At 69.3% G+C, this 23636-nt stretch carries 22 protein-coding genes; 2 read left to right on the top strand and 20 right to left on the bottom strand.

Going from position 1 to position 23636, the window contains the following annotated elements; genetic code table 11:
• Positions 1 to 6: 6 nt before the first annotated feature.
• The 14 genes from hflX to J2X21_RS02940 form a co-directional block, all read right to left on the bottom strand.
• Positions 7 to 1260 carry a GTPase HflX gene (gene hflX / locus J2X21_RS03005; protein WP_404666558.1) on the bottom strand — a complete coding sequence of 418 codons (1254 nt, stop codon included), beginning with the start codon at positions 1258 to 1260 and terminating at the stop codon, positions 7 to 9.
• Between the two features lie 14 nt (positions 1261 to 1274).
• A complete protein-coding gene (hfq, locus tag J2X21_RS03000) occupies positions 1275 to 1523 on the bottom strand; it encodes an RNA chaperone Hfq (RefSeq protein ID WP_310324663.1) in 249 nt (82 codons plus the stop codon).
• 76 nt (positions 1524 to 1599) lie between these two features.
• On the bottom strand, positions 1600 to 2937 hold the full coding sequence (gene der / locus J2X21_RS02995) for a ribosome biogenesis GTPase Der (protein ID WP_310324662.1): 1338 nt from the start codon (positions 2935 to 2937) through the stop codon (positions 1600 to 1602).
• Entirely contained in the window at positions 2934 to 4079 is a 1146-nt protein-coding gene (bamB, locus tag J2X21_RS02990; protein ID WP_310324661.1) for an outer membrane protein assembly factor BamB, read from the bottom strand. The genes der and bamB overlap by 4 nt, the downstream gene beginning before the upstream one ends.
• Positions 4076 to 4744, bottom strand: a complete 669-nt coding sequence (locus tag J2X21_RS02985; RefSeq protein ID WP_310324659.1) for a YfgM family protein — start codon at positions 4742 to 4744, stop codon at positions 4076 to 4078. Before J2X21_RS02985 ends, bamB begins: the two co-directional genes overlap by 4 nt.
• 35 nt (positions 4745 to 4779) lie before the next feature.
• A complete protein-coding gene (gene hisS, locus J2X21_RS02980; RefSeq protein WP_310325449.1) occupies positions 4780 to 6069 on the bottom strand; it encodes a histidine--tRNA ligase in 1290 nt (429 codons plus the stop codon).
• Between the two features lie 15 nt (positions 6070 to 6084).
• Complete coding sequence (ispG, locus tag J2X21_RS02975) at positions 6085 to 7341, bottom strand: flavodoxin-dependent (E)-4-hydroxy-3-methylbut-2-enyl-diphosphate synthase (protein ID WP_310324658.1); 1257 nt, start codon at positions 7339 to 7341, stop codon at positions 6085 to 6087.
• Positions 7341 to 8249, bottom strand: a complete 909-nt coding sequence (locus J2X21_RS02970) for a helix-turn-helix domain-containing protein (RefSeq protein WP_310324656.1) — start codon at positions 8247 to 8249, stop codon at positions 7341 to 7343. The genes ispG and J2X21_RS02970 overlap by 1 nt, the downstream gene beginning before the upstream one ends.
• Before the next feature lie 43 nt (positions 8250 to 8292).
• A complete protein-coding gene (gene pilW, locus J2X21_RS02965) occupies positions 8293 to 9075 on the bottom strand; it encodes a type IV pilus biogenesis/stability protein PilW (protein ID WP_310324653.1) in 783 nt (260 codons plus the stop codon).
• A 29-nt stretch (positions 9076 to 9104) separates the two neighbouring features.
• On the bottom strand, positions 9105 to 10214 hold the full coding sequence (gene rlmN, locus J2X21_RS02960; RefSeq protein WP_310324650.1) for a dual-specificity RNA methyltransferase RlmN: 1110 nt from the start codon (positions 10212 to 10214) through the stop codon (positions 9105 to 9107).
• Between the two features lie 39 nt (positions 10215 to 10253).
• Entirely contained in the window at positions 10254 to 10682 is a 429-nt protein-coding gene (gene ndk / locus J2X21_RS02955) for a nucleoside-diphosphate kinase (RefSeq protein ID WP_310324648.1), read from the bottom strand.
• An 84-nt stretch (positions 10683 to 10766) separates the two neighbouring features.
• Positions 10767 to 12710, bottom strand: a complete 1944-nt coding sequence (rluB, locus tag J2X21_RS02950) for a 23S rRNA pseudouridine(2605) synthase RluB (RefSeq protein ID WP_310324646.1) — start codon at positions 12708 to 12710, stop codon at positions 10767 to 10769.
• 5 nt (positions 12711 to 12715) lie between these two features.
• Positions 12716 to 13534 carry an SMC-Scp complex subunit ScpB gene (gene scpB / locus J2X21_RS02945; protein WP_310324644.1) on the bottom strand — a complete coding sequence of 273 codons (819 nt, stop codon included), beginning with the start codon at positions 13532 to 13534 and terminating at the stop codon, positions 12716 to 12718.
• Positions 13535 to 13766: 232 nt separating this feature from the next.
• A complete protein-coding gene (locus J2X21_RS02940) occupies positions 13767 to 14789 on the bottom strand; it encodes an RluA family pseudouridine synthase (protein WP_404666572.1) in 1023 nt (340 codons plus the stop codon).
• 43 nt (positions 14790 to 14832) lie between these two features.
• Between J2X21_RS02940 and J2X21_RS02935 the strand changes: the two genes are divergently transcribed.
• Positions 14833 to 15648 carry an outer membrane protein assembly factor BamD gene (locus tag J2X21_RS02935; protein ID WP_310324639.1) on the top strand — a complete coding sequence of 272 codons (816 nt, stop codon included), beginning with the start codon at positions 14833 to 14835 and terminating at the stop codon, positions 15646 to 15648.
• A gap of 148 nt (positions 15649 to 15796) precedes the next feature.
• Here J2X21_RS02935 and J2X21_RS02930 read toward each other — a convergent pair whose 3' ends face one another.
• Positions 15797 to 17770, bottom strand: a complete 1974-nt coding sequence (locus tag J2X21_RS02930) for a DNA repair helicase YoaA (RefSeq protein ID WP_472978364.1) — start codon at positions 17768 to 17770, stop codon at positions 15797 to 15799.
• Positions 17771 to 18100: 330 nt separating this feature from the next.
• Entirely contained in the window at positions 18101 to 18304 is a 204-nt protein-coding gene (locus J2X21_RS02925; RefSeq protein ID WP_310324636.1) for a YdcH family protein, read from the bottom strand.
• A gap of 61 nt (positions 18305 to 18365) precedes the next feature.
• On the opposite strand from J2X21_RS02925, the gene J2X21_RS02920 reads away from it, so the two are divergent.
• Positions 18366 to 19136 (top strand): PP2C family protein-serine/threonine phosphatase, encoded by a 771-nt coding sequence (locus tag J2X21_RS02920; RefSeq protein WP_310324633.1) that lies wholly within the window; start codon positions 18366 to 18368, stop codon positions 19134 to 19136.
• Between the two features lie 18 nt (positions 19137 to 19154).
• On the opposite strand, the gene J2X21_RS02915 is transcribed toward J2X21_RS02920, so the two are convergent.
• From J2X21_RS02915 to odhB, 4 genes are all read right to left on the bottom strand, one after another.
• On the bottom strand, positions 19155 to 19748 hold the full coding sequence (locus J2X21_RS02915; protein ID WP_310324630.1) for a hypothetical protein: 594 nt from the start codon (positions 19746 to 19748) through the stop codon (positions 19155 to 19157).
• Positions 19748 to 20848 (bottom strand): cell division protein ZapE, encoded by a 1101-nt coding sequence (gene zapE / locus J2X21_RS02910; RefSeq protein ID WP_310324627.1) that lies wholly within the window; start codon positions 20846 to 20848, stop codon positions 19748 to 19750. Before zapE ends, J2X21_RS02915 begins: the two co-directional genes overlap by 1 nt.
• A gap of 64 nt (positions 20849 to 20912) precedes the next feature.
• The gene (gene lpdA / locus J2X21_RS02905; protein ID WP_310324625.1) at positions 20913 to 22334 is read right to left on the bottom strand and encodes a dihydrolipoyl dehydrogenase; all 1422 of its coding nucleotides are present in this window, start codon (positions 22332 to 22334) and stop codon (positions 20913 to 20915) included.
• 18 nt (positions 22335 to 22352) lie between these two features.
• Complete coding sequence (gene odhB, locus J2X21_RS02900; RefSeq protein ID WP_310324623.1) at positions 22353 to 23594, bottom strand: 2-oxoglutarate dehydrogenase complex dihydrolipoyllysine-residue succinyltransferase; 1242 nt, start codon at positions 23592 to 23594, stop codon at positions 22353 to 22355.
• Positions 23595 to 23636 lie beyond the last annotated feature (42 nt).

Below are 23636 nucleotides of genomic sequence, written 5' to 3'. Positions count from 1 at the left end.
TGCTGCTCATGCCTGGGAAGGGTCTGAGGGTGAAGGCTCGCCGTCATCGGACGACGGGGACGCCACGGTGTCGAAACGTGGGTCGTACTCTTGGGAACTCAAGGGCTGGGCCTGCATGGCCTGCGCGATCAGTTCGCGCAGCTCGGCCAGGCCGGTGCCGTCCACGGCGCTGACGAAGACGCGCGGCGTGGGCTCGCCGGCCGCATCGTTGCGCAGCAGCGCATCGACCGGTGCGCGCGGGCGCTGGTCGTCGGGCAGCAGGTCCTGCTTGTTGTAGACCAGGATCTGCGGCACGCCGGCGGCGCCGATTTCCTCCAGCACCTTGTCGACCTCGATCATCTGCTCGTCCAGCACCGGGCTGGCCGCATCGACGACATGCAGCAGCAGGTCGGCATCGGCCGCCTCCTGCAGCGTGGCGCGAAAGGCTTCGACCAGCTTGTGCGGCAGGTCGCGGATGAAGCCCACCGTGTCGGACAGCGACACGCTGGCGCCGGCCTGCTCGAGATACAGCGAGCGGGTGGTGGTGTCCAGCGTCGCGAACAGCTGGTTGGCCGCGTAGGCACGCGCCTTGGTCAGCGCATTGAACAGCGTGCTCTTGCCCGCGTTCGTGTAGCCGACCAGCGAGATCTTGAAGACGCCGTTGCGCGAACGCGAGCGCCGCTGCGTGCTGCGCTGGCGCTGCACCTGCTTCAGGCGCTCCTTGGTCTTCTTGATGCGGTCGTCGATCATGCGACGGTCCAGCTCGATCTGCGCTTCGCCGGGGCCACCGCGCATGCCGATGCCGCCGCTCTGCCGCTCCAGGTGGCTCCAGCGCCGCACCAGGCGCGTGGCCAGGTATTGCAGCCGCGCCAGCTCCACCTGCAGCTTGCCCTCGTGGCTCTGCGCGCGGGCAGCGAAGATCTCGAGGATCAGCGCCGTGCGGTCGGCGACCGGCACGCCCAGCACCTTCTCGAGGTTGCGCTGCTGCGCCGGCGAGATGGCCTGGTCGAACAGCACGGTGTGGGCCTGGTGGGCCTGCACCAGCAGCTTGATCTCGTCGGCCTTGCCGGAACCCACGAACAGCGCCGCATCGGGCGCCGGACGGCGGGCAATGACCTTGGCGACCGGCGTGTCGCCGGCCGATTCGGCCAGCAACGCCAGCTCGTCCAGGCTTTCGTCAAAGCCCTGCTTGGCGGCGTTGCGACCGAAATCGACGCCCACAAGAATGGCGCGCGCCGCCTCGGAGGGCGGCGTCGCGGACGGAGAAGAAGTGGCGGACAAGGACGGGGTGGGAATCAGGCGTCGGCGTTGCCGTTGCCGTCGCCGGCATGGAAGTTGACCGCGCGACCCGGCACGACGGTCGAGATGGCGTGCTTGTAGACCATCTGCGTCACGGTGTTGCGCAGCAGCACGACGTATTGGTCAAAGGATTCGATGTGGCCTTGCAGCTTGATGCCGTTGACCAGATAGATGGACACCGGCACGTGCTCTTTGCGGAGCAGGTTCAAAAAGGGATCCTGCAAAAGTTGGCCTTTGTTGCTCATCGGTATGCTCCGAGTTTCGGGGGGTGGGATACGGGTTGGACCTTAACACAGGGTTTTGCCGCACCCGGCCGTCACCCTAGGTCTTTTCGTCGAAGGGATTCTTCGAAGAACGCAGCTCTATCTTCAGCGGCGTGCCGACCAGTTTGTAGTGGGCGCGGATGCGGCCTTCCAGGTAGCGCTTGTAGACCTCGGTGACGCCGTCCAGCGCATTGCCGTGGATGACGACGATGGGCGGGTTCTGGCCGCCCTGGTGGGCGTAGCGCATCTTGGGTCGAGACACGCCCGAGCGCTTGGGCTGCTGGTGTTCGACGGCCTCCTGGATCAGGCGGGTCAGCACCGGCGTGGTCATCTTGCGGTAGGCGGACGCGTAGGCATCGGCCATCGCGTTCCACAGCGCCGACAGGCCCTGCCGCTTCAGCGCCGAGATGTTGTGCATGGGCGCGAACTTCAGGAAGGCCAGGCGCTGCTCGATCTGGCGCTTCAGCGTCTCGCGCTGGTAGCTGTCGACGGCGTCCCACTTGTTGCAGGCCAGCACGACGGCGCGGCCGCTGTCGAGGATGTAGCCGGCGATGTGGGCGTCCTGGTCGGTCACGCCTTGCGTGGCGTCCAGCAGCAGCAGCACGACGTGCGCATCCGCGATGGCCTGCAGCGTCTTGACGACCGAGAACTTCTCGATGGCCTCGAACACCTTGCCCTTGCGGCGCAGGCCGGCGGTGTCGATGAGCTTGAACTTCTGGCCGTTGCGCTCGAAGTCCACCGCGATGGCGTCGCGCGTGGTGCCGGGCATGTCGAACGCGACGAGGCGCTCTTCACCCAGCCAGGTGTTGATCAGCGTGCTCTTGCCGACATTGGGGCGACCGGCCACGGCCAGCCGGATGACGCCGTCCTGCTGCGGGCCGGCGCCGAACTCCTCGCTGGTGTCCTCGAAGGGCTCCAGCACGGCGTCCAGCAGGCTGCGGATGCCCTGGCCGTGCGCCGACGAAATCGGGTGCGGCTCGCCCATGCCCAGCTCGTGGAACTCGGCCAGCAGCGGCGACTCGCTCATGCCCTCGGCCTTGTTGACGGCCAGATGCACGCGCTTGTTGACGCTGCGCAGGTAGCGGGCGATGTCGCTGTCATGGGCCGAAAGCCCCAGGCGGATGTCGACGACGAAGATGACCGCATCGGCCTCGGCAACGGCCTGCTTGGTCTGCTTGGCCATCTCCTTGACGATGCCGGTGCTGCTGTCGGGCTCGAAGCCGCCGGTGTCGATGCAGATGAACTCGCGGTCACCCAGGCGGCCGTCGCCGTAGTGGCGGTCGCGCGTCAGGCCGGCGAAGTCGGCCACGATGGCGTCGCGCGACTTCGTCAGGCGGTTGAACAGCGTCGACTTGCCCACGTTGGGGCGGCCGACCAGGGCGATGACGGGTTTCATTCGGCCTTGATGGCGAACAGGCCGCCGCTCTTGGTGACGAACAGCGCGGTGTCACCCAGCAGCGCCGTCGCGACGACGGGCGAACCGTCGGTCGCGATGCGCGAGCTGGTCTTGCCGGTCTCGCGGTCCAGCAGGTGGATCTGGCCTTCGAAGTCGCCGATCAGCACCTGCTTGTTCAGCAGCACCGGCACCGACAGCTTGCGCAGCTGGAACTGGTCGGCGGACCAGGCCAGGTCGCCGTTGGCCAGCTTCCAGGCCGACAGGCGGTCCGACGCATCGCCGGCGACGACGACCTGGTCATCGGCGCCAATGCCGTTGGTGCCACCCACCGTGCGGCTCCACAGCGCGCTGCCGCGCTCGGCATTCACGCAGCCCACGGCGGACTGGAAGGCGCGGGCGCAGATGGCTTCGCCCTGGCGCACGGCGGGGCCGACCAGATCGGCCAGGCGCTCGACTTCATTGGTACCGCGCGGCGTGGCCACGCTGGCCTCCCAGCGCAGTTGCCCCCTCAGCGGGTCGATGCCCGCCAGACGCGAGCCCTGCCCCACGATCAGCGTGTCCTTGTAAGACGTCAGAACGCCGGCCTTGGCCAGCGTCAGCGGCTCGCCGGGACGGCGCAGTTCCCAGATCTTGCGGCCGTCCAGCGCGTCGAAGGCAATGACCTGGCGGTCCAGCGTCAGCGCGAAGACACGCTCGCCGGCGACCAGAGGCGCGGCGACCACGGGCGTCGGCAAAGCCTTCTTCCAGACCTGCTTGCCGCCGTCCAGCACGACCAGCTCGTTGTCGCGATTGACGACGGCGGCAAAGCGGCCGTCGCTGCCGATGCCGGCCACCAGCTTGGCGCCGGCCTCGCCGCGCCACAGCTCGCGGCCGTCGGCGGCGGCCAGTGCGCGCACGGAGCCATCGGTGCCGGCCACGACGAAGCGGTCACCCAGCGTCGCGATGCTGAGCGGGAAGCCGATGCTGTCGCCCTTGGCGCTCCAGACCACGCGGCCGGTCGCGGGGCCGGACAGCGCCTCCAGCTTGGCGGGTTGGTTCTTCGCGTCGCCGAACCAGCGGTTCCACGTGTTGCTGATCGTCGAGCAGCCCGACAGCGAGGCCGCCGCCAGCGCGATCAGCGAGATCTGGACGAGGCGCTTCATTGCGCGGCTCCGGTGGCTTCGACGACGGTGGGCACGCCCAGCGTCGACAGCTTGGCCTCGACGATGCGGCGGTAGTCCTGCTCCTTGGGCAGGCCGGCCAGCGCCTTCTGGTACTGGGCCTTGGCCTCGTCGCGCTTGCCCTGCAGCAGCAGCGCGTCGCCGCGGCGGTCGGCCACCAGCGCCTCGAAATCCTTGGACTGGATGGCGTCCAGCGTCTTGCCGGCCTCGTCATAGGCCTTGGCATCCAGCTGCAAGCCGGCCAGGCGCAGGCGGGCCAGGTCGCGGTAGGCGGCCTGCGAGCCATGCTCGGCGACCCAAGCCAGGCTTTGCTTGGCTTCGTCGGCCTTGCCCTTGTCCAGTTGCAGCTTGGCGGCCTGCAGGCCGGCCTGGGCGGCGTAGCCGGTGCTGGCGAAGCGCGCCTTCAGATCGCCCGCGGCGGCGGCGGCCTTGTCGGCGTCTTGCGCGGTCAGCGCGCGCTCGAACTCCTCGTACATGGCGCCGGCCTTGGCGGCCTGGTCGCGCTGATACCAGTTCCAGCCCTGCCAGGCGGCAAACGCGGCCAGCGCAGCCGTGATCACCCACGTGATCAGGTTGCCCCAGCGCTTCCAGAAGGCCTTGAGCTGGTCGAGTTGTTCTTGTTCTTCGAGGTCGAGATGGGATGCCATGGGAAAAAGACAGCTATGCGGGGCAAGGCCCGGGATTATGCGGTGCGCAGTTCGGCGGCCCAGGAGGCCACGTCGGCAAGGATCAGGGTGCGCTGTTCTGCGCCGTCGCGCAGCGGCTTGACGGCCACTTCACCACGGGCCAGCTCATCGCCGCCGAACACCAGCGCGAAGCGCGCGCCGGAGCCGTCGGCCTTCTTGAACTGCGACTTGAACGAGCCGCCACCGGCATGCATCTGCACGCTGACACCGGCCGCGCGCAGCGCCTCCAGCGTGGGCAGGATGCGCGGCAGCTCGGCCGGCTCGGGCACGACGGCGTAGACATCGGGCGCGGACGCCGGCGCCTGCAGGCCCAGCGTCTCCAGCAGCAGCAGCAGCCGCTCCAGGCCCATGCCGAAGCCCACGGCGGGCGTTGGCTTGCCGCCCAGCTGCTCGACGAGACCGTCGTAGCGGCCGCCCGCGCACACGGTGCCCTGGGCGCCCAGCTTGTCGGTGACCCACTCGAAGACGGTGAGGTTGTAGTAGTCCAGCCCGCGCACCAGGCGCGGGTTGATGCGGTAGGCCAGGCCCACCGCGTCCAGCAGCGCCTTCACGCCGTTGAAGTGGGCCAGCGAGGCTTCGCCGAGGAAGTCCAGCAGCTTCGGCGCGCCTTCGGCCATGGCCTGCATGGCGGGGTTCTTGGTGTCCAGCACGCGCAGCGGGTTGCTGTACATGCGGCGCTGGGCCTCCTCGTCCAGCACGTCCTTGTGCTGCTCCAGGTAGGCGATCAGCGCGGCACGGTGGGCGGCGCGTTCGTCCGGCTGGCCCAGGCAGTTGATCTCCAGCGTGACGTCCTCGCCCTCCTTCAGGCCCAGCTCGCGCCACAGCGTGCGCGCCAGCAGGATGACCTCGGCGTCCACGTCCGGGCCGGCGAAGCCCAAAGCCTCGATGCCCATCTGGTGGAACTGGCGGTAGCGGCCCTTCTGCGGCTTCTCGCGGCGGAACATGGGGCCCACGTAGTACAGGCGGCGGGGCGAGTCACGCAGGAAGCTGTGCTCGATCATCGCGCGCACGACACCGGCCGTACCCTCGGGGCGCAGCGCCAGATGCTCGGCCTGGCCATGCTTGTCGGCGCGGTCCTCGAAGGCGTACATCTCCTTCTCGACGATGTCGGTCACCTCGCCGATGCCGCGCACGAACAGCGCGGTGGGTTCAACGATGGGCACCCGCACATTGCTGTAGCCGTAGCGCGCCAGCACGCTGCGCATCTTGGCCTCCAGCCACTCCCAGCGCGCCGATTCCGGCGGCAGGATGTCGTTCATGCCCTTGACGGCTTGCAAGGGCTGCATCTTCTTCTCGGTCATTCAGACGGTCGCGCCGAAGCGCTTCTCGATGTAGTTCTCGACCAGCGCGTGGAACTCCTGCGCGATGTTCTCCCCGCGCAGCGTCACGGCCTTCTCGCCGTCGATGAAGACGGGCGCAGCCGGCGCCTCGCCGGTGCCGGGCAGGCTGATGCCGATGTCGGCATGCTTGCTCTCGCCGGGGCCGTTGACGATGCAGCCCATGACGGCCACCTTCATCTCCTCGACGCCGGGGTATTTGTTGCGCCAGACCGGCATTTGCAGGCGCAGGAAGTCGTCGATCTGCTTGGCCAGTTCCTGGAAAGTGGTGCTGGTGGTGCGGCCACAGCCCGGGCAGGCGGTCACGCTGGGGTTGAAGTGCCGCAGGCCCAGCGCCTGCAGGATCTCCAGCGCGACGACCACTTCCTGCGTGCGCGCCTCGCCTGGCTGGGGTGTGAGGCTGACGCGGATGGTGTCGCCGATGCCTTCTTGCGCCAGGATGCCCAGCGCGACGGACGACGCGACCGTGCCCTTGGTGCCCATGCCGGCCTCGGTCAGGCCCAGGTGCAGCGCGTAGTCGCAGCGACGGGCCAGCTCGCGGTAAACCGAGATCAGGTCCTGCACGCCGCTGACCTTGCAACTGATGATGATGTTGTCCGGGTTCATGCCCAGCTCGGCGGCATAGGCGGCCGACGTCAGCGCCGACTCGACCAGCGCCTGGTACATGACCGGCTTGGCGCCCCAGGGAGTCGCGCGGCGCGCGTTCTCGTCCATGAACTGCGCGAGCAGCTCCTGATCGAGGCTGCCCCAGTTGACGCCGATGCGCACGACCTTGTCGTACTTCATCGCCGCCTCGATCATCTGCGCGAACTGCTTGTCCTTCTTCTCGCCCTTGCCCACGTTGCCGGGGTTGATGCGGTACTTGGACAGCGCCTGCGCCATGTCCGGATGCTCGGTCAGCAGCCGGTGGCCGTTGTAGTGGAAGTCGCCCACCAGCGGCACGTCGATGCCCATGCGGTCCAGCTGTTCGCGGATGTAGGGCACCTGGGCGGCGGCCTCGGGCGTGTTGACCGTGATGCGCACCAACTCGGAGCCGGCGATGGCCAGCTCCTTGACCTGGATGGCGGTGCCGATGGCGTCCACCGTGTCGGTGTTGGTCATGGATTGCACGCGCACCGGGGCGTCGCCGCCGATGGTCACGATGCGATTGCCCCAGGTCACGCGCGCCTGGCGGCTGCGGCGCGGCGCGGGGCCAGCCTCGGGGATGGGGGTGACGCTCATCAATTCAACTCCAGACGGGCGACGTTGTCCTTGGAACGGCCGGCCAGGTCCACCGCGGCACCGCGCCATTCGATGCGCGTGCCGGCGACGTTGCCGACGCGCACCTTGTACGGGGCCGAGCCGCCCAGCAGTTGCTGCTCGCCTTCGCGCAGCAGGCGCGACAGCAGCGTCTGGCCCTGGGCATCCACGACCTCGACCCAGGTTTCGGCGGTTGCCGTGACGCGCAACGCCTGGCCGGCAGGCACGGTGGGCGTGGGCGCGACGGCGGCGGGAACGGTGGTCACCGGCACGGGCGCGGCCGCGATGGTCTGCGGTGCCGGTGCTGGAGCCGCTGCAGACGCCGCCACGGGCGTCGACGCCGCCGGCTCGGAGGCCGGTTGCGCGGCCGGTGCCGGCACGAACTCCACGACCGGCGCACTGGCCGCCGCGACCGTGCTGGCCGCCGGCGGGAACACGGCCACCGGCGTCGCCTGGGTCTCGGTGCGCTCGAACCAGCTGGCGGGCATCCAGTAGACGGCGGCGGCGGCCAGCAGCAGCAGCGCCGGTCCCCAGACCACGGGACGGCCCAGCAGCGCCAGCGCACCCCCGTCGATGCTGCCGCTGCCGCGCTCGCGGAAGGGCTGGTTCAGCCCGGGCCGCACGTCGAAGTCGTTGGCCAGCGTGCGCGGCAGCAAGGCCAGCACCGGCGCCGCATCCACCTTCAGCGCGCGGCACATGGCCGTGGCCAGCGCGCGGGCGAACGTGGCGTCGGGAAGTTCGTTGTAGCGGTCGGCCTCCAGCGCCTCCAGCTTGGCCTGCGGCACCTTGAGCGTGACGGCCAGCGCCGCGATGTGCAGGCCGCGCTGCTGACGCACGCTCTTCAGCCAGGCGCCGGCGGTGGCGGGCTGGCTGACGGATCCCTCGGTCATCGGTTCCATTGGTCTCGTTCTTGTGGGTTGTCGCGCGGGCGGGTCAGTCGTAGCGGCCGGCGTCCAGCGCCTGCGTCTCGGGCGCCTGCGGATGCTTGCGGCGCAGTTGCAGCCCCAGGTCGTCCACGGCCGCGGTGTTGCCCAGCTTGCGCTCGATGCGCAGCAGCAGCCAGGCGCTCTGCGCATTGGCCTGCTCGGGCTGGTCATTGACCCGCTTCACGTAGAAGCGCGCCCGCTGCAGCTCGTTGTTGCGGAACAGCACCTCGGACAGGTTGACCGCGATGGCCGGGCTGCCGGGGTCCAGCTCGAAGGCGCGCGACAGCGTCTTCTCGGCCACCAGCAGGCGGCCGGCGCGGGCCTCGCAGACGCCCTTGGCCAGCAGCGTGCGGGAAGGTGCGCGGTAGGTGGACTGGGCCAGCGCCTGGTCGAACAGCGAATCGGCCGTCTCCCAGCGCTGGCGCTGGCACAGGAACCAGCCGTAGTTGTGCAGCGTGTCCGCATCGCCCGGCGAGATCGCCAGCGCGCGGCGGAAGGTTTCCTCGGCCAGCTGATGGTCACCCATCGCGGCGTAGATGAGGCCGCGCAGGTTCATCGCCTCGCGCATGTCGGGCTTGGCCTGCAGCGCCAGCTTCAGCTCGTCCAGCGCGGTCGCGAACTGGCCGCGCGAGAAGTAGCCCTGCGCCAGCTCCATGCGGATGGCCGCACGGCGGTCGGCGTCGGTCTGGTCGGAGTCGGTCTTGATCTCGCGGTCCGCCGGCGGGGCGGAGCCGGTACCGGCACAGGCTGCGAGCAGGGCGGCGGTCAGAACGGTCAGCAGTCGCTTCATCAAATCCTCGAGGTTAGGCAATCAGCGCCTCAGTTGGATTTGGCCACCGTGATGGGTGCCCTGACCATGCGGATATGCGCGCGGGTGCGGTCCTGCACTTCGCCCGCCAGCTGGCCGCAGGCGGCGTCGATGTCATCGCCGCGCGTCTTGCGCACGGTGGTCACGAGGCCAGCCTGGATCAGCACCTCGGCAAAGGCCTGCACGCGCGCATTGGTGCTGCGGATCAGGCCCGAAGCCGGGAAGGGGTTGAACGGGATCAGGTTGAGCTTGCAAGGCACGCGGTTCTTGACCAGCTTGACCAGCTCGCGCGCCTGCTCGGGCGCGTCGTTCACCTCCTGCAGCATGCAGTACTCGAAGGTGATGAAGTCGCGCGGCGCCTTCTCCAGGTAGCGGTTGCAGGCGTCCAGCAGCTCGGCGATGGGGTATTTCTTGTTCAGCGGCACGAGCTGGTCGCGCAGCGGATCGGTAGGCGCGTGCAGGCTGACGGCCAGCGCCACCGGGCAGTCCTCGCGCAGCCGGTCGATCATGGGCACCACGCCCGAGGTCGACACCGTCACGCGGCGCCGGCTCAGGCCGTAGCCATGGTCGTCCAGCATGGTCTTCAGCGACGGCACGAGCTGGTCGTAGTTCTGCAGCGGCTCGCCCATGCCCATCATCACGACGTTGGAGATGACGCGCTCGGTCGTGTTCTGGCGCTGCCGCAGCGAATGCTCGGCGAACCACAGCTGGGCCGTGATCTCGGCCGTCGTCAGGTTGCGGCTGAAGCCCTGGTGGCCGGTGGAGCAGAAGCGGCAGCCCACGGCGCAACCGGCCTGGCTGGAGATGCACAGCGTGCCGCGGTCGTCCTCGGGGATGAACACCGCCTCGACGGCATTGCCGGCACCGACATCGAACAGCCATTTGATGGTGCCGTCGGTGGACACATGCTCGGAGATCACCGGCAGCGCGGTGATGTGAGCGCGCCCCTTGAGCTTGTCGCGCAGGGACTTGGCGAGGTCGGACATCTGTTCGAAGTCCGACGCGCCTTTCTGGTGGATCCAGCGGAACAGCTGGGTCGCACGGAATTTCTTTTCGCCCAGTTGCTCGCAGTAGGCGGCCAAGCCTGGCAGATCGAAACCGAGCAGGTTGACCGCGTCCATACGAACTTCCTGGGCCGGGGTCACCGACCCCGTTGGGGTTTACTTGGCAGCGTAGACGTTCATGCCGGGGAAGAAGAACGCCACTTCGACGGCGGCCGTTTCGGCGGCGTCGGAGCCGTGCACGGCGTTGGCGTCGATGCTGTCGGCGAAGTCAGCACGGATGGTGCCCTTCTCGGCCTTCTTCGGGTCGGTGGCGCCCATCAGGTCGCGGTTCTTCAGGATGGCGCCTTCGCCTTGCAGGGCCTGGATCATCACCGGGCCGCTGATCATGAAGTTGACCAGGTCGTTGAAGAACGGGCGGGCCTTGTGGACGGCGTAGAACTGCTCGGCTTCGCCGCGCGACAGGTGCACCATCTTGGCGGCCACGACCTTCAGGCCGGCGCCTTCGAAGCGGGCGTAGATCTGGCCGATGACGTTCTTTGCCACGGCATCGGGCTTGATGATGGACAGGGTGGTTTCGATCGCCATGGGATTCTCCTGATGGGGCGTATTGGACAAAACCGGCGATTGTAGCCGTGAGGGATGACCCTAACCGTCATCCGCCCGAAGGTGTCAACGGTGACGGCCGCCGAAGCCGCCGCCGGAGCGACCACCGCCCCCGCCCTTGCCGCCGCGGCCGCCGCCACCGCCGCCACGGCGCAGGTAGGCGTCGCCGCCGATGTAGCCCATGGAGGTCTGCATCGGATCGGGCTCGCGCGGGCCGCCGCCCTTGTTGCCGCCGCCCTTGGCCGGCTTGTCGCGCTGCTGGCTCCCGCCGGCGCCGAAGCCCTGCGGAATGCCGCGCTTGCCGCCCGTCGCATGGCGACGGTCGAAGGTCTGCTCCAGCGGATTGATGTGATGCGGAATGAAGCCGTCGTCCTCGTCCTCGTCGTCATCGCGGCGCGGGGCGCGTTCCTCGCGCTGCATGCGCGGCTGCTGCGGCTCGGGCGGGCGGCTGGGGCGCGGGCCCACGCCGCTGTGGCGGTCGTCGGAGCGGCGCTTGTTGCGGTCCTTCTTGTTGTTGCCCTGCTGCTGTTGGCCTTGTTGCTGCTGCGGCTGGCCGTTGTGCGAACCGTGGCCGGCCAGCCGGCGGATGACGCGCACATCGTCGTCGCCCAGTTCCACCCAGACGCCTCGCTTGAGACCGCGCGGCAGCACGACGGTGCCGTAGCGGATGCGGATCAGCCGGCTGACCACCAAGCCCACGGCCTCGAACAGCTTGCGCACCTCACGGTTGCGGCCTTCAGTGATGGTGACGCGGTACCAGCGGTTGGCGCCTTCGCCGCCGCCGTCTTCCACGCTCTTGAAAGCCGCCGTCTGGCCGTCGACGCTGACGCCTTCCAGCAGCTTGGCGCGCTGCTCGTCGCTCAGCGAGCCCAGCACGCGGGCCGCGTACTCGCGTTCCACGCCGAAGCGCGGGTGCATCAGCTGGTTGGCCAGTTCGCCGGAGTTCGTGAACAGCAGCAGGCCTTCGGTGTTGATGTCCAGGCGGCCGACGGACTGCCACTTCTGCCCCTGCACTCGCGGCAGCGTGCGGAACACCGTGGGGCGACCCTCGGGGTCGTTGAACGTCGACACCTCGCCGGTGGGCTTGTGATACGCCAGGATGCGCGGGTTGGGCGGCGAGATGCGCACGCGCACGTCCTTGCCGTTGACCTTCACGCGGTCGCCGAACGAAATGCGCTGACCCACGTGGGCCACCTCGCCGTTGACCTCGATCTTGCCCTCGGCGATCCATTCCTCGATGTCGCGGCGTGAACCGATGCCGGCCTGGGCCAGCACCTTCTGCAGCTTGGGCGCGTCGGCGTCCGGCGCCAGCACGCGCTTGTTCTCGCCGTCGGCGGCCTCGACCTCCTCTTCGGGCTCGGGGCGCAGCGTCGGCGGTTCGCCGATCGGGCCTTCGGACTCGGCATCCAGATTGCCCGACAGCACGTCGGCGAAGCGCGCACCGGCAGCCTCCACCAACTCAGGCGTCACGGCCGGGCTGGGCAGCTCGCCGCCGGCACCACCGCCCTCACCCTGGCCCGCTGCCTGACGCTCGGCGCGCTCCTTGCGGTTGCGCCGGCGGTTGCGGCCGCGGCCACCACGCTCGCCGTCCTCGCCCTCGCCACCTTCGCCGTCCTCGCCCTCGTCACCGCCATCGCCCTCGGCCGCCACCACGGCCGGCGCTTCCTCGGCCAGCGTGAACAGCGGCGCCTGCACCACGTCCGGCGCCGGCTCGGCCGCAGCCTCGGTCACGGCCGCCGTCTTGCGCGGCGCGCGCTTGCGGGCCGGGGCCGGCGCCGCCTCTTCGGCAGGCGCTGCTTCAGGCGCTGCAGCCTCGGACGCCTCCGTCTCGGCGGCGGCGGCCTTGCGGCGCGTGCGCTTCACAGGCACGGCGGCCTCTTCCGCGGCGGCGACCGCCTCGGGAGCGCTCTCGGCGGCGGCCTTAGTCGTGCGGCGGCGCTTGGGCGCGGCGGGTGCCTCGCCTTCGGCGGCGGTGGGCAGGGGCTTGTCTTGATCAGCGGCGTCGTTCATGCGAGTCAGTGCTGGGGTTGCGGGGGCGGATCGGTGGGATCGGGATTGGGGAGTGCGGGGGTGCCGTCGTCGCCGAACAGGCTTCGCGACGGCGCAGGCAGATCGGCAGAGGCCTCGGCCGGCGCGGCTTCGGGCTCCTCGGCGGCGGGCTCGAGCACCTCGGCAGGCGCATCGGCGGCCGCTTCAGGCTGAACCTCGGGATGAGCCTCGGCGGCTGGCGCCTCGACCACGGCGGCCGTCGGAGCCTCTGCGGTCGCCTCGTCGGCGTCGGCCAGCAACTGGCCTTGCAGCGCCTCGAAGGCCGGCGGTTCGCTGCCGACCTCCAGGGCCGGCAACTGTTCCAGGCTGGCCAGGCCCAGGTCGTCCAGGAAGGCCTTGGTCGTCGCGTACAGCGCCGGCCGGCCGGGCGTCTCGCGGTGGCCGATGGCGTCGATCCAGCCGCGGTCTTCCAGTTGCTTGATGATCTGGCTGGCCACGACGACGCCGCGGATGTCCTCGATGTCGCCGCGCGTGACCGGCTGACGGTAGGCAATGATGGCCAAAGTTTCCAGCACGGCGCGCGAGTAGCGCGGCGGCTTCTCGGGGTGCAGCCGGTCCAGGTACTCGCGCAGCTCGGGCCGGCTCTGGAAGCGCCAGCCCGAAGCCAGCGCGACCAGCTCGACACCCTTGCCGTCCCAGTCGCGGGTCAGCTCGTCGAGCAGGCTGCGCAGGCTGTCGGCGCCGAGTTCGTCGGCGAACAGGCTTCGCATCTCGCGCAGCGTCAGCGGCTGCGAGGCACAGATCAGCGCGGTTTCAAGGACGCGCTTGGCATCCTGCGTATTCATGAACTCAACTTCGCACCCTCAATGGGTAGAGCTCTGGCGTTGGCCCCGCAGCGGCGCTCATCCAAGTGCTGATTCGTCTGCTGAGGCGGGCCTGGCGCGTTGCCTGGCCATCAAGCAGCCGGGCGCGCCAGCGATTCGGTTGTCGGTTTCCGGGTTGGACAGCGATCCGGCTCGGGGCTGCACCCTCTCGGCACAGCACGCTGACACGACAACGGACCGCATTGTAGCCATGTCAGCCGGGCAGGCCTTCGGCACCGATTTCCGACCAGGCCGTGGCGAGGTCGGCGGGCAGCGGCGCCGTCAGCGCCAGGGCCTCGCCGGTGACCGGGTGCTGGAAGGACAGCCGTGCCGCATGCAGCGCCTGGCGCGCCAGCCCCAGCGCCGGCAGCCCCCCGTAGAGCACGTCGGCAACCAGCGGGTGGCCGCTGTGCGCCAGGTGAACGCGGATCTGGTGCGTGCGGCCGGTGTGCAGCACGCAGTGCACCGCGCTGACGGGCCGGTCCTGCACGCCCACCTTCACCTCGCCCACGCCCAGCGGGAAGACATCGGTGCGCGCCGGTTTGCCCAGGTTGGCGGGCGCCACGGCCATCTTCACGCGCGACACCGGGTCGCGGCGCAGCGCCTTCTCGACGACGAAGTCCTCCTCGACGCGCCCCCAGGCCAGCGCCAGGTACTCGCGGTGCACCTCGCGGGCCGCGATCTGGCGGCTCAGCGCGGTGACGGCCTCCAGCGTCTTGCCGACGACCATCAGCCCGCTGGTGTCCTTGTCCAGCCGGTGCACGATGCCGGCGCGCGGCAGCGTCGCGGCCGCCGGGTGGCGGGCCAGCAGGCCGTTCATCAGTGTGCCGGACCAGTTGCCCGGCGCCGGATGCACGACGAGGCCGACCGGCTTGTCGATGACCGCCAGGTGCTCGTCCTCGAAGACCACGGCCAGCGCCATCGCCTCGGCGCGGAAGGCGCGACTCTCGTCGGTGGGCTGCAGCTCGATCTCGAGGCGCTGGCCGGCCCGCAGCCGATGGGCCGGCTTGGTGACCGGCTTGCCGTCGGCCGTCACGCAGCCGCGCTCGATCAAGACCTGCAGGTGGTTGCGCGAGAACTCGGGCGCCAGGCCCGTCAGCCAACGGTCCAGGCGCTCGCCATGACCCGCGGCATCGACCTCCGCACCGCGACGCTCGGCAGCGTCATCGGCAGCGGCAAGTTCGCCCGCTTCGTCTTCCGGGTCCGACAGACCCCCCGCCCTATACTCCGCGTCCATCGTTCCTTGTGACCAGCCGGCAGCATCGCCGTCGACTTCAGACATGTTTGTTGAGAAATTCAAGGCCGGCCGCATCGTCGCCGGCGCCGTGCTGACGGCCCTTGCGCTGGGCCTGAGCGGCTGTGGCTCCACGGCCAAGGACGACCCGAACTCGCAGGCGGCGCTGGACAAATTGTATTCAGACGCCAAGGACGACCTGAATTCCGGCAGCTACGACCGTGCGATCAAGACGCTGGAGCGCATCGAAGGCCGCGCCGCCGGCACGACGATGGGCCAGCAGGCGACGCTGGACCTGGCCTGGGCCTACCACCGCAGCGGCGAGCGCGCCCAGGCGGTGACGACGCTGGACCGCTTCATCAAGCTGAACCCGTCCAGCCCGGCGATGGACTACGCCCTCTACATGAAGGGCATCGTCAACTTCAACGAAGATCTGGGCCTGTTCGGGCGCCTGGCCAACCAGGACCCGTCGGAGCGCGACCAGCAGGCCTCGCGGGAAGCGCTGCTGGCGTTCCGCCAGCTGGTGGAGCAGTTCCCCGAGTCCAGGTACGCGGCCGACGCGACGACGCGCATCAACTTCATCACGAACACGCTGGCCGCCTACGAGGTCCACGTGGCGCGCTACTACTTCAACCGCAAGGCCTATGTGGCCGCGGCGAACCGCGCGCAGTCGGCTGTGGCCGAGTTCCAATACGCACCGGGCATCGAGGAAGCGCTCTACATCATGAGCGAGAGCTACGACAAGCTGGGCCTGGCGCAGCTGCGCGACGACGCGCGTCGCGTGCTGGACAAGAACTTCCCCGCAAGCCAGTACGCCAGCGGCAATGTGAAAAGCAAGCGCCGCTGGTGGCAATTGTGGTGACCCCTCGCCCAGTTTCGCCGCGCTGAACGCGGGCGAACTGGTCGGTCCCCCGAGGGGACGGCGATGCTCGCGGCATTAAGCCGCTCGCACATCGCCATGACGGGCCGGCTTGGGAGCGGCCCGGCGCTCGGCCCGTGAAGGCAGGTCGCTAAGCTCGACCCGAATTCAGCAGCTGCAACCACTCCAACGCCTCGGCTTCGTTGGCCACCGGCGTCATCGGCGGCAGCGCGGCGCGCAGCCGGCGGCCATAGTTCATGCCGGCCATGCGCGGGTCGCACACCACCAGCAGGCCGCGGTCGGTCTCGGTGCGGATGAGCCGCCCGGCGCCCTGCTTCAGCGCGATGGCGGCCTCGGCGACGAAATACTCGGCGAACGCGTTGCGCCCCTCGGCCTCCAGCCGCTTCACGCGAGCCTCGACGAGCGGGTCGTTGGGCGGCGGGAACGGCAGCTTGTCGATGACGACGCATTGCAGAGCATCGCCGGGCACGTCGATGCCTTCCCAGAAGCTGGCCGAACCGAGCAGCACCGAGCGCGGGTTGTCGATGAAGCGCTGCAGCAGCGCACGTTTGGGCAGCGCGCCCTGTTGCAGCACGGCGATGTCGTCGCCGCTTTCCTCGAAGCGCTCGCGCAGCGCATCGCCCACGGTCTGCAGGTTGCGCAGCGTCGTCGTCAGCACGAAGGTGCGGCCGCCCAAGGCGCGCGCCAGCCGCGATGCCAGCAGCGCGACGCTGGGCGGGTGGGTGGACTCGGAGGGCTTGGGCATGCCGCGCGGCACGTACAGCCGCGCATGGGCCGGGTAGTCGAACGGGCTGCCGACGCGCAGGATCTCGGCCTCCGTCAGGCCGGCGGGTTCGGTGAACCAGGTCAGGCCCTCGTCGTCGCCCAGCGTGGCGGACGTGAACACCCAGGCCTTGGGCGGTCCTTCCAGCTGCTGCTGCATCGCGTCGCGGATGTCCAGCGGCGACTCCACCAGCCGCGCGCCGTGCGGGCTGAGGTCTATCCAGCGCACGTCGCCCGGATCGGGGTCTGCGGCGAAGACCTTGGCGAGGTCGCGCAGCTGCTGCGCACGCTCGCACAGCCGGGCGAAGTCGGGCGCCGCGTCGCGCACGGCGGTCAAGGCCTCCAGCGCGGCGGCGCAGGCCGTCTCCACCCCGGCCAGTGCCGTCGCAAACGCCGGCTGGGTGGCGCGCTCCTTCCAGCCCAGCTTCAGCGTGCCGCGCAGCTCGCGCCCCGCCGTGGCCAGCGCGCCCGCCGCGGCCAGCCGTAGCTCGCGCGCGGCCTTCTCGACGCCGGCCTGCAGCGCCTGCCAGTCGTGCACGCCGCGCGCATGGGCCAGCCCCTGGGCCAGCGTGTCGCGCGCGAAGTCGATCAGCTGCGACGTGCCCAGCACGGTGCCGAGGAACTGCACACCGGCCTCGGCCAGTTGGTGGGCCTCGTCGAAGATGGCGATCTCGACGCTGGGCAGCAGTTCGGCCACGCCGGTGTCACGCAGCGTCAGGTCAGCGAAGAACAGGTGGTGGTTGACCACCACCACATCGGCCTCCATCGCCTCGCGCCGCGCCTTGACGACGTGGCATGCCTTCCAGTCGGGGCACTCCTGGCCCAGGCAGTTCTCGCGGCTGGAGCTGACGATGGGGATGATGGGCGAGCGCTCGTCCATGCCGTCGATCTCGGCGAAGTCGCCGCTCTTCGTGATCTGCGCCCAGCGCTCGATGCGCGCCAGCGACAGCGCCGTGCGCCGGTCCGGGAACTCGCCGGACACGCGCGCCTCCTTCATGCGGTGCAGGCACAGGTAGCTGCCGCGCCCCTTCAGCAGCGCCAGCCGCAGCGGCGTCCGCAGCGCCTCGGCCAGCCGCGGCAGGTCGCGCAGGAACAGCTGGTCCTGCAGGCTCTTGGTGGCGGTGCTGATCAGCGCGCGGCTGCCGGACAACAGCGTGGGCACCAGATACGCGAAGGTCTTGCCGACGCCGGTGCCGGCCTCCACCACCAGCGCCTGGCGCCGGCTCAGCGCGCGGGCGACGGCGCGGCTCATCTGCAGCTGCGGCTCGCGCGGCTTGTAGCCGCGATCCAGCCGCGCCAGTGGGCCGCCGGCGTCGAAGGCTGCCTCGACGGCCTGGGCCAGCTCGTCGGCAGCAGGCGGGGCGGGAGGCGTGGCCTGATCGAGGGCGTCGAGCCAATCGTCGATGGAGTGTGTTTGCACGCCGGTCATGACGCCCGTTGCCCCGCAAAGGCAGTGGTTGCAAGGCGCAAACCGGAGCCGGGCTCGCCGCCCGGCGAGGATTCGCAACGACGCAAACGCTGCCTTCGCGGGGCAACCCGAAGGGCAAGGCAGCGCGCCAACGCACTCGTCGTTGCGAAGCATGTGCAGGCGGTCAGCCTGCACTGCGCCACGCGCCTAGATTGCGTCGCCGGGCTGCCTTGCGGGCGCCATGCCCGGCGCGCAAACACACTCCTAGGCTCTGTCATCGGGCTCGGTGGTGACTTCCAGGCGCGCAATCATGTCGCGCAGCGCCAGCCGCCGCTTCTTCAGCCTCTGCAGCGCCAACTCGTCCACCGGCGCCTGTTCTGCCATCCGGTCGATCATGGCGTCGAGGTCGGCATGCTCCATGCGCAGTTCGATGAGCCGCCGCGTCAACGAGTGAAGTTGTTCATCCATTCCGGGGGTTACAAGTGCAGTCGCGACGGGGGCAAGCGAACGGCCCAGTATAGTTTTCGGCATGCCGCCTCCCACCGCCGTCGGATTCCGACTCAACGCCGCCACCGGCACCCATCGCGGGGACCGGGCCTACCAGCAGGACCAGGTGGCCGTCATTGCGCACCCCCGCATCGACGGCTGCGTGATGGGCATCGTGGCCGACGGCATGGGCGGCAAGAGCGGCGGCCGCAAGGCGGCGGACCAGGTCATCCTGACCGCCCGCCAGCTGTTCGAACGCTATTCGCCCGAGGACGAATCCCCCGCCGAGCTGCTGGGCCAGATCACGTCCGAGGCGCACCTGATGATCAAGCTGACGGCCATCTCCGCCGAGGAGGAGCCGCACAGCACCATCGCCAGCTTCGTCGTCAGCAGCGACCGCAGCGCCTACTGGATCCACTCGGGTGACTCGCGCATCTACTGGTTCCGCGGCGCGCGGCTGGTGAAGCGCTCGCTGGACCACTCCTATGTGCAGCGCCTGGTCGACGAGGGCCAGCTCACCGAGGCCGAGGCCAGCACGCATCCGCAGAGCAACCTGCTGACCGCCTGCCTGGGCACGGTGCAGGACCCGACGTCCTCGTCCGAGCGCTTCGAAGGCCTGGAAGTGGGCGACACGCTGATGTGCTGCAGCGACGGCCTGTGGCACTACTTCACCCCGCAGGAACTGGGCAGCGTGCTGTACAGCCTGCCGCCGCGCGAGGCGGCGGAGCTGCTGGTCAGCAAGGCGCGTCAGCGTGCGCGGGGCGGCGGCGACAACCTGTCCATCGCCATCGTCAAGCTCGAGAACCTCGACTGACGCCGGCCTAGGCGCAACTCACTTCACGCCCGACGCTGCCGATGCGCCCGGCAGGGGCAGCGGTGCCGCCAGCGGCTTGGTGCGCGCGGCCTCGCGCTGCTGGCGCTCGGCCAGCCGCTTCTGCAGGCGCTGCTGACGCTCCTGGGCACGTTCGCGCCGCTCCGCGGCCGCGACCTCAGCCTGGCTGGCCGCGCGATCCTGCACACGTGCCGCCGCCTCGGGGCTGCGCGCCTTGGCCGCACGAGCCGCCGGCACGACCGGCGCCGCGGGCGGCGGCATCACCACCAGGCGCTCACGTCGCTTGCCTTCGTCCTGCGCCGACGCCAGCTCACGTTCGCGGGCGCGAGAGGCTTGGCTGTCCGCGCGGGCGCGGCGCTCCTGGGCGGCCAGCTCGTGCTCCCGGCGAACCAGCGGCGCGAGCGCCTGCTGCCGCTCGCGCCGCAAGGCCTCGATGCAGGGGCTGACCGCAAAACGCTCCTCGCACGCCTGCTGCTCGCGGGCAAAGCGCTGCTCGATCGCGGCGCGTTGCACAGCCAGTTCGGCGCGCGTGGCCGACAGCCCCTGCGGCGCGGAGGCGGCAGTGGCGAGCAGCAGGGGCAGCAGCGGGTTCATCAGGTCAGCGAGGTGTCCACCTCGCGGCGGGCCAGTGCAAGGTACTCCGCGGACCGCATTTCCTGCAAGCGCGACACGGTGCGCGGGAACTCGTGCGCCAGCGGGCCTTCGGTGTAGAGGTCTTCCGCCGGCACGGCCGCCGAGATGATGAGCTTGACGCGGCGGTCATACAGCACGTCCACCAGCCACGTGAAGCGGCGCGCCTCGCTGGCCAGGCGCACCGGCATCTCGGGCACATCGGACAGGATGACCGTGTGGAACTGGCTGGCCAGCTCCAGGTAGTCGTTCTGCGAGCGCGGGCCGCCGCACAGCGTCTGGAAGTCGAACCAGACGACGCCACCGGCGCGCCGGCGCGCATAGAGCGCACGGTGTTCGATCATCAGCTTGCGGTCTTCGTCGTGCGCCTCGGCCAGCGACTCGAAGGCCTGCGTCAGCGCGGCCTCGTTCTCGTCGTTCAACGGCGTCAGGTAGAGGTTCATGTCCTCCAGCGTGCGGCGCCGGTAGTCGGTGCCGGCATCGACGTTGATGACCTCGAGCTGCGCCTTCAAGAGCTCGATGGCGGGCAGGATGCGGTCGCGGTGCAGGCCGTTGGGATACAGCTCGTCGGGGTGGAAGTTGGACGTCGTGACGATGGACACGCGGTTGCGGAACAGCGATTCCAGCAGCCGGTGCAGGATCATCGCGTCGGTCACGTCGGCGACGTGGAACTCGTCGAAGCAGATCAGCCGGAACTTGCGCGCGATGCGCTTGCCCAACTCCTCCAGCGGGTCGGCGATGCCCTTCAACTCCTGCAGCTCACGGTGCACCTCGCGCATGAACTCGTGAAAATGCAGGCGCGTCTTGCGCGTCAGCGGCACGGCCTGGAAGAAGCAGTCCATCAGGAAGCTCTTGCCCCGCCCCACGCCGCCGTACATGTAGACGCCGCGCGGGATGGGCGGCTTGACCAGCAGCTTGGTCACCGCGTTGCCGCGGCGGGCCTTGTAGGCGGCCCATTCGTCCTGGCAGCGCTGCAAGGCTGAAATAGCGCGCAGTTGCGCCTCGTCGGCGGTGAAGCCGCGCTCGGCGAGGGTCTGCTGGTAGAGCTCGCTAACAGACGTCATTCGGAGAGGTCATCGTGAAAAAGGGGCGACTGATCGGCCGCCCCTTTCGATTCGCTGCGTGCGATCAGAAGTTCAACGTGCGCTTGTCGACGGCCAGCGCGGCTTCCTTGGTCGCCTCGGACAACGACGGGTGGGCGTGGCAGATGCGGGCGATGTCCTCGGCCGAGGCCTTGAACTCCATCGCGACCACGGCTTCCGAGATCAGCTCCGACGCGAACGGGCCGATGATGTGCACGCCCAGGATCTCGTCGGTCTTGGCATCGGCCAGGAACTTGACGAAGCCGGTCGTGTCGCCCAGCGCGCGGGCGCGGCCGTTGGCCAGGAAGGGGAACTGGCCCGCCTTGTAGGCCACGCCTTCCGCCTTGAGCTGCTGCTCGGTCTTGCCGACCCAGGCGATCTCCGGGCTGGTGTAGATGACCCAGGGGATGGTGTTGAAGTTGACATGCCCGTGCTGGCCGGCGATGCGCTCGGCCACGGCCACGCCCTCTTCCTCGGCCTTGTGCGCGAGCATGGGGCCGCGCACGACGTCGCCGATGGCCCAGACGCCCGGCAGGTTGGTCTTGCACTCGTCGTCCACGACGATGGCGCCCCGCTCGTCCAGCTTCAGGCCGACGGCTTCCGGCGCCAAGCCGATGGTGTTGGGCACGCGGCCGATGGAGACGATGAGCTTGTCGACTTCCAGCGTCTTGGCTTCGCCCTTGCTGTCCGTGTAGGCGACGCTGACACCCTTCTTGGACGACTTGACCTCGCCGACCTTCACGCCGAGCTGGATGTCCAGGCCCTGCTTCTTGAAGACCTTGGCGGCTTCCTTGGCGACGGACTCGTCCACCGCGCCGAGGAAGGCCGGCAGGCCTTCCAGCACGGTGACTTCCGCACCCAGGCGGCGCCAGACCGAGCCCATCTCCAGGCCGATGACGCCGGCGCCGATCAGGCCCAGCTTCTTCGGCGTGGCGCCGACGCGCAGGGCGCCGTCGTTGGACAGGATGTTCTCCTCGTCGAACGGCACGCCGGGCAGCGCGCGGGCGTTGGAGCCGGTGGCGATGATGACCTGCTTGGCGAAGATGACTTCCTCGCCGGCCTTGAGCTCATAACCGCCATCCTTGGCGGCTACAAAGCTGCCGCGGCCATGGAAGAACGTGACCTTGTTCTTCTTGAACAGGTAGACGATGCCGTCGTTGTTCTGCTTCACGACCTGGTCCTTGCGGGCCAGCATCTTGGCGACGTCGATCTTGACGTTGTCGGCCGTGATGCCGTGGTCGGCGAAGTGGTGGTTGAGCTGCTCGTAGTGCTCGCTGGACTGCAGCAGCGCCTTGGACGGGATGCAGCCTACGTTGGTGCAGGTGCCGCCCAGGGCGGGACCGCCCTTGTCGTTCTTCCACTCGTCGATGCAGGCCACGTTGAAGCCCAGCTGGGCCGAACGGATGGCCGCGATGTAGCCGCCGGGGCCGCCGCCGATGACGACGACGTCGAATTGCTTGGTGCTCATGCTGATGGCTTCCCTGGCTTAGATGTCGAACAGCAGGCGCGACGGGTCTTCCAGCGCGTCCTTCATGGCGACCAGACCCAGCACGGCTTCGCGGCCGTCGATGATGCGGTGGTCATAGGACATGGCCAGGTAGTTGATCGGGCGGATGACGATCTGGCCGTTCTCCACCACCGCGCGGTCCTTGGTGGCGTGAACGCCCAGGATGGCCGACTGCGGCGGGTTGATGATGGGCGTGGACAGCATGGAGCCGAAGGTGCCGCCGTTGGAGATGGAGAAGGTGCCGCCGCTCATCTCGTCGATGCCGAGCTTGCCTTCCTGGGCCTTCTTGCCGAACTCGGCGATCTTCTTCTCGATGTCGGCGAAGCTCATCTGGTCGGCATTGCGCAGGATGGGCACGACCAGGCCGCGCGGCGAGCCGACGGCGATGCCGATGTCGAAGTAGCCGTGGTAGACGATGTCGTTGCCGTCGACCGAGGCGTTCAGCACCGGGTACTTCTTCAGCGCGTGCACGGCGGCCTTCACGAAGAAGCTCATGAAGCCCAGCTTGGTGCCGTGTTCCTTGGTGAAGCTGTCCTGGAACTTCTTGCGCAGCTCCATCACCGGGGCCATGTTGACTTCGTTGAACGTGGTCAGGATGGCGTTGGTGGCTTGCGACTGCAGCAGGCGCTCGGCGATGCGGGCGCGCAGGCGGGTCATGGGCACGCGCTGCTCGGGGCGGTCGCCCAGGTTCTGCTGCGTGGGAGCGGCCACGCTGGGCAGCGGCTTGGCAACGGCCGGCGCAGCGGGCACGACCAGCGCGGGGGCGGCGGGCTTGGCGCCGGCGGCCAGGGCGTCGCCCTTGGTCACGCGGCCGTCCTTGCCGGAGCCGGCAACGTCGGTGGCCGACAGGCCCTTCTCGGCCAGGATCTTGGCGGCGGCCGGCATGGCCACGTCGCCCTTGTTGGCGGCGGCAGCGGGTGCGGCGGCAGCGGCGGCCGGAGCAGCAGCGGCAGGTGCCGGCGCAGCGGCGCCGGCCTTGCCTTCGGTGTCGATCTTGGCCAGCAGCTGCTGGCTGGTGACGGTGCTGCCGTCGGCAACGCCGATCTCGGTCAGCACGCCGGAGGCGGGTGCCGGCACTTCCAGAACGACCTTGTCGGTCTCGATCTCGACGAGGGTTTCGTCAACCGTGACGGCTTCGCCGGGCTTCTTCTTCCAGGTCAGCAGCGTGCCTTCGGAAACGGATTCGGAGAACTGGGGAACTTGAACGTCAACGATGGCCATGGTGGGCTCCGTGTCTTGTATTTGGGTGTGAGGTACAGGCGC

Origin of the sequence: Roseateles asaccharophilus (assembly GCF_031458115.1) — a bacterium.
Classification (GTDB): domain Bacteria; phylum Pseudomonadota; class Gammaproteobacteria; order Burkholderiales; family Burkholderiaceae_C; genus Pelomonas; species Pelomonas asaccharophilus_A.
This window is presented reverse-complemented; position numbering and strand designations above follow the sequence as displayed.

Coding starts and splice junctions, on each gene's coding strand:
- hfq (WP_310324663.1), bottom strand. CDS start 1,523: ATGAGCAACAAAGGCCAACTTTTGCAGGATCCCTTTTTGAACCTGCTC.
- der (WP_310324662.1), bottom strand. CDS start 2,937: ATGAAACCCGTCATCGCCCTGGTCGGCCGCCCCAACGTGGGCAAGTCG.
- bamB (WP_310324661.1), bottom strand. CDS start 4,079: ATGAAGCGCCTCGTCCAGATCTCGCTGATCGCGCTGGCGGCGGCCTCG.
- J2X21_RS02985 (WP_310324659.1), bottom strand. CDS start 4,744: ATGGCATCCCATCTCGACCTCGAAGAACAAGAACAACTCGACCAGCTC.
- hisS (WP_310325449.1), bottom strand. CDS start 6,069: ATGCAGCCCTTGCAAGCCGTCAAGGGCATGAACGACATCCTGCCGCCG.
- ispG (WP_310324658.1), bottom strand. CDS start 7,341: ATGAGCGTCACCCCCATCCCCGAGGCTGGCCCCGCGCCGCGCCGCAGC.
- J2X21_RS02970 (WP_310324656.1), bottom strand. CDS start 8,249: ATGACCGAGGGATCCGTCAGCCAGCCCGCCACCGCCGGCGCCTGGCTG.
- pilW (WP_310324653.1), bottom strand. CDS start 9,075: ATGAAGCGACTGCTGACCGTTCTGACCGCCGCCCTGCTCGCAGCCTGT.
- rlmN (WP_310324650.1), bottom strand. CDS start 10,214: ATGGACGCGGTCAACCTGCTCGGTTTCGATCTGCCAGGCTTGGCCGCC.
- ndk (WP_310324648.1), bottom strand. CDS start 10,682: ATGGCGATCGAAACCACCCTGTCCATCATCAAGCCCGATGCCGTGGCA.
- rluB (WP_310324646.1), bottom strand. CDS start 12,710: ATGAACGACGCCGCTGATCAAGACAAGCCCCTGCCCACCGCCGCCGAA.
- scpB (WP_310324644.1), bottom strand. CDS start 13,534: ATGAATACGCAGGATGCCAAGCGCGTCCTTGAAACCGCGCTGATCTGT.
- J2X21_RS02940 (WP_404666572.1), bottom strand. CDS start 14,789: ATGGACGCGGAGTATAGGGCGGGGGGTCTGTCGGACCCGGAAGACGAA.
- J2X21_RS02935 (WP_310324639.1), top strand. CDS start 14,833: ATGTTTGTTGAGAAATTCAAGGCCGGCCGCATCGTCGCCGGCGCCGTG.
- J2X21_RS02925 (WP_310324636.1), bottom strand. CDS start 18,304: ATGGATGAACAACTTCACTCGTTGACGCGGCGGCTCATCGAACTGCGC.
- J2X21_RS02920 (WP_310324633.1), top strand. CDS start 18,366: ATGCCGCCTCCCACCGCCGTCGGATTCCGACTCAACGCCGCCACCGGC.
- J2X21_RS02915 (WP_310324630.1), bottom strand. CDS start 19,748: ATGAACCCGCTGCTGCCCCTGCTGCTCGCCACTGCCGCCTCCGCGCCG.
- zapE (WP_310324627.1), bottom strand. CDS start 20,848: ATGACGTCTGTTAGCGAGCTCTACCAGCAGACCCTCGCCGAGCGCGGC.
- lpdA (WP_310324625.1), bottom strand. CDS start 22,334: ATGAGCACCAAGCAATTCGACGTCGTCGTCATCGGCGGCGGCCCCGGC.
- odhB (WP_310324623.1), bottom strand. CDS start 23,594: ATGGCCATCGTTGACGTTCAAGTTCCCCAGTTCTCCGAATCCGTTTCC.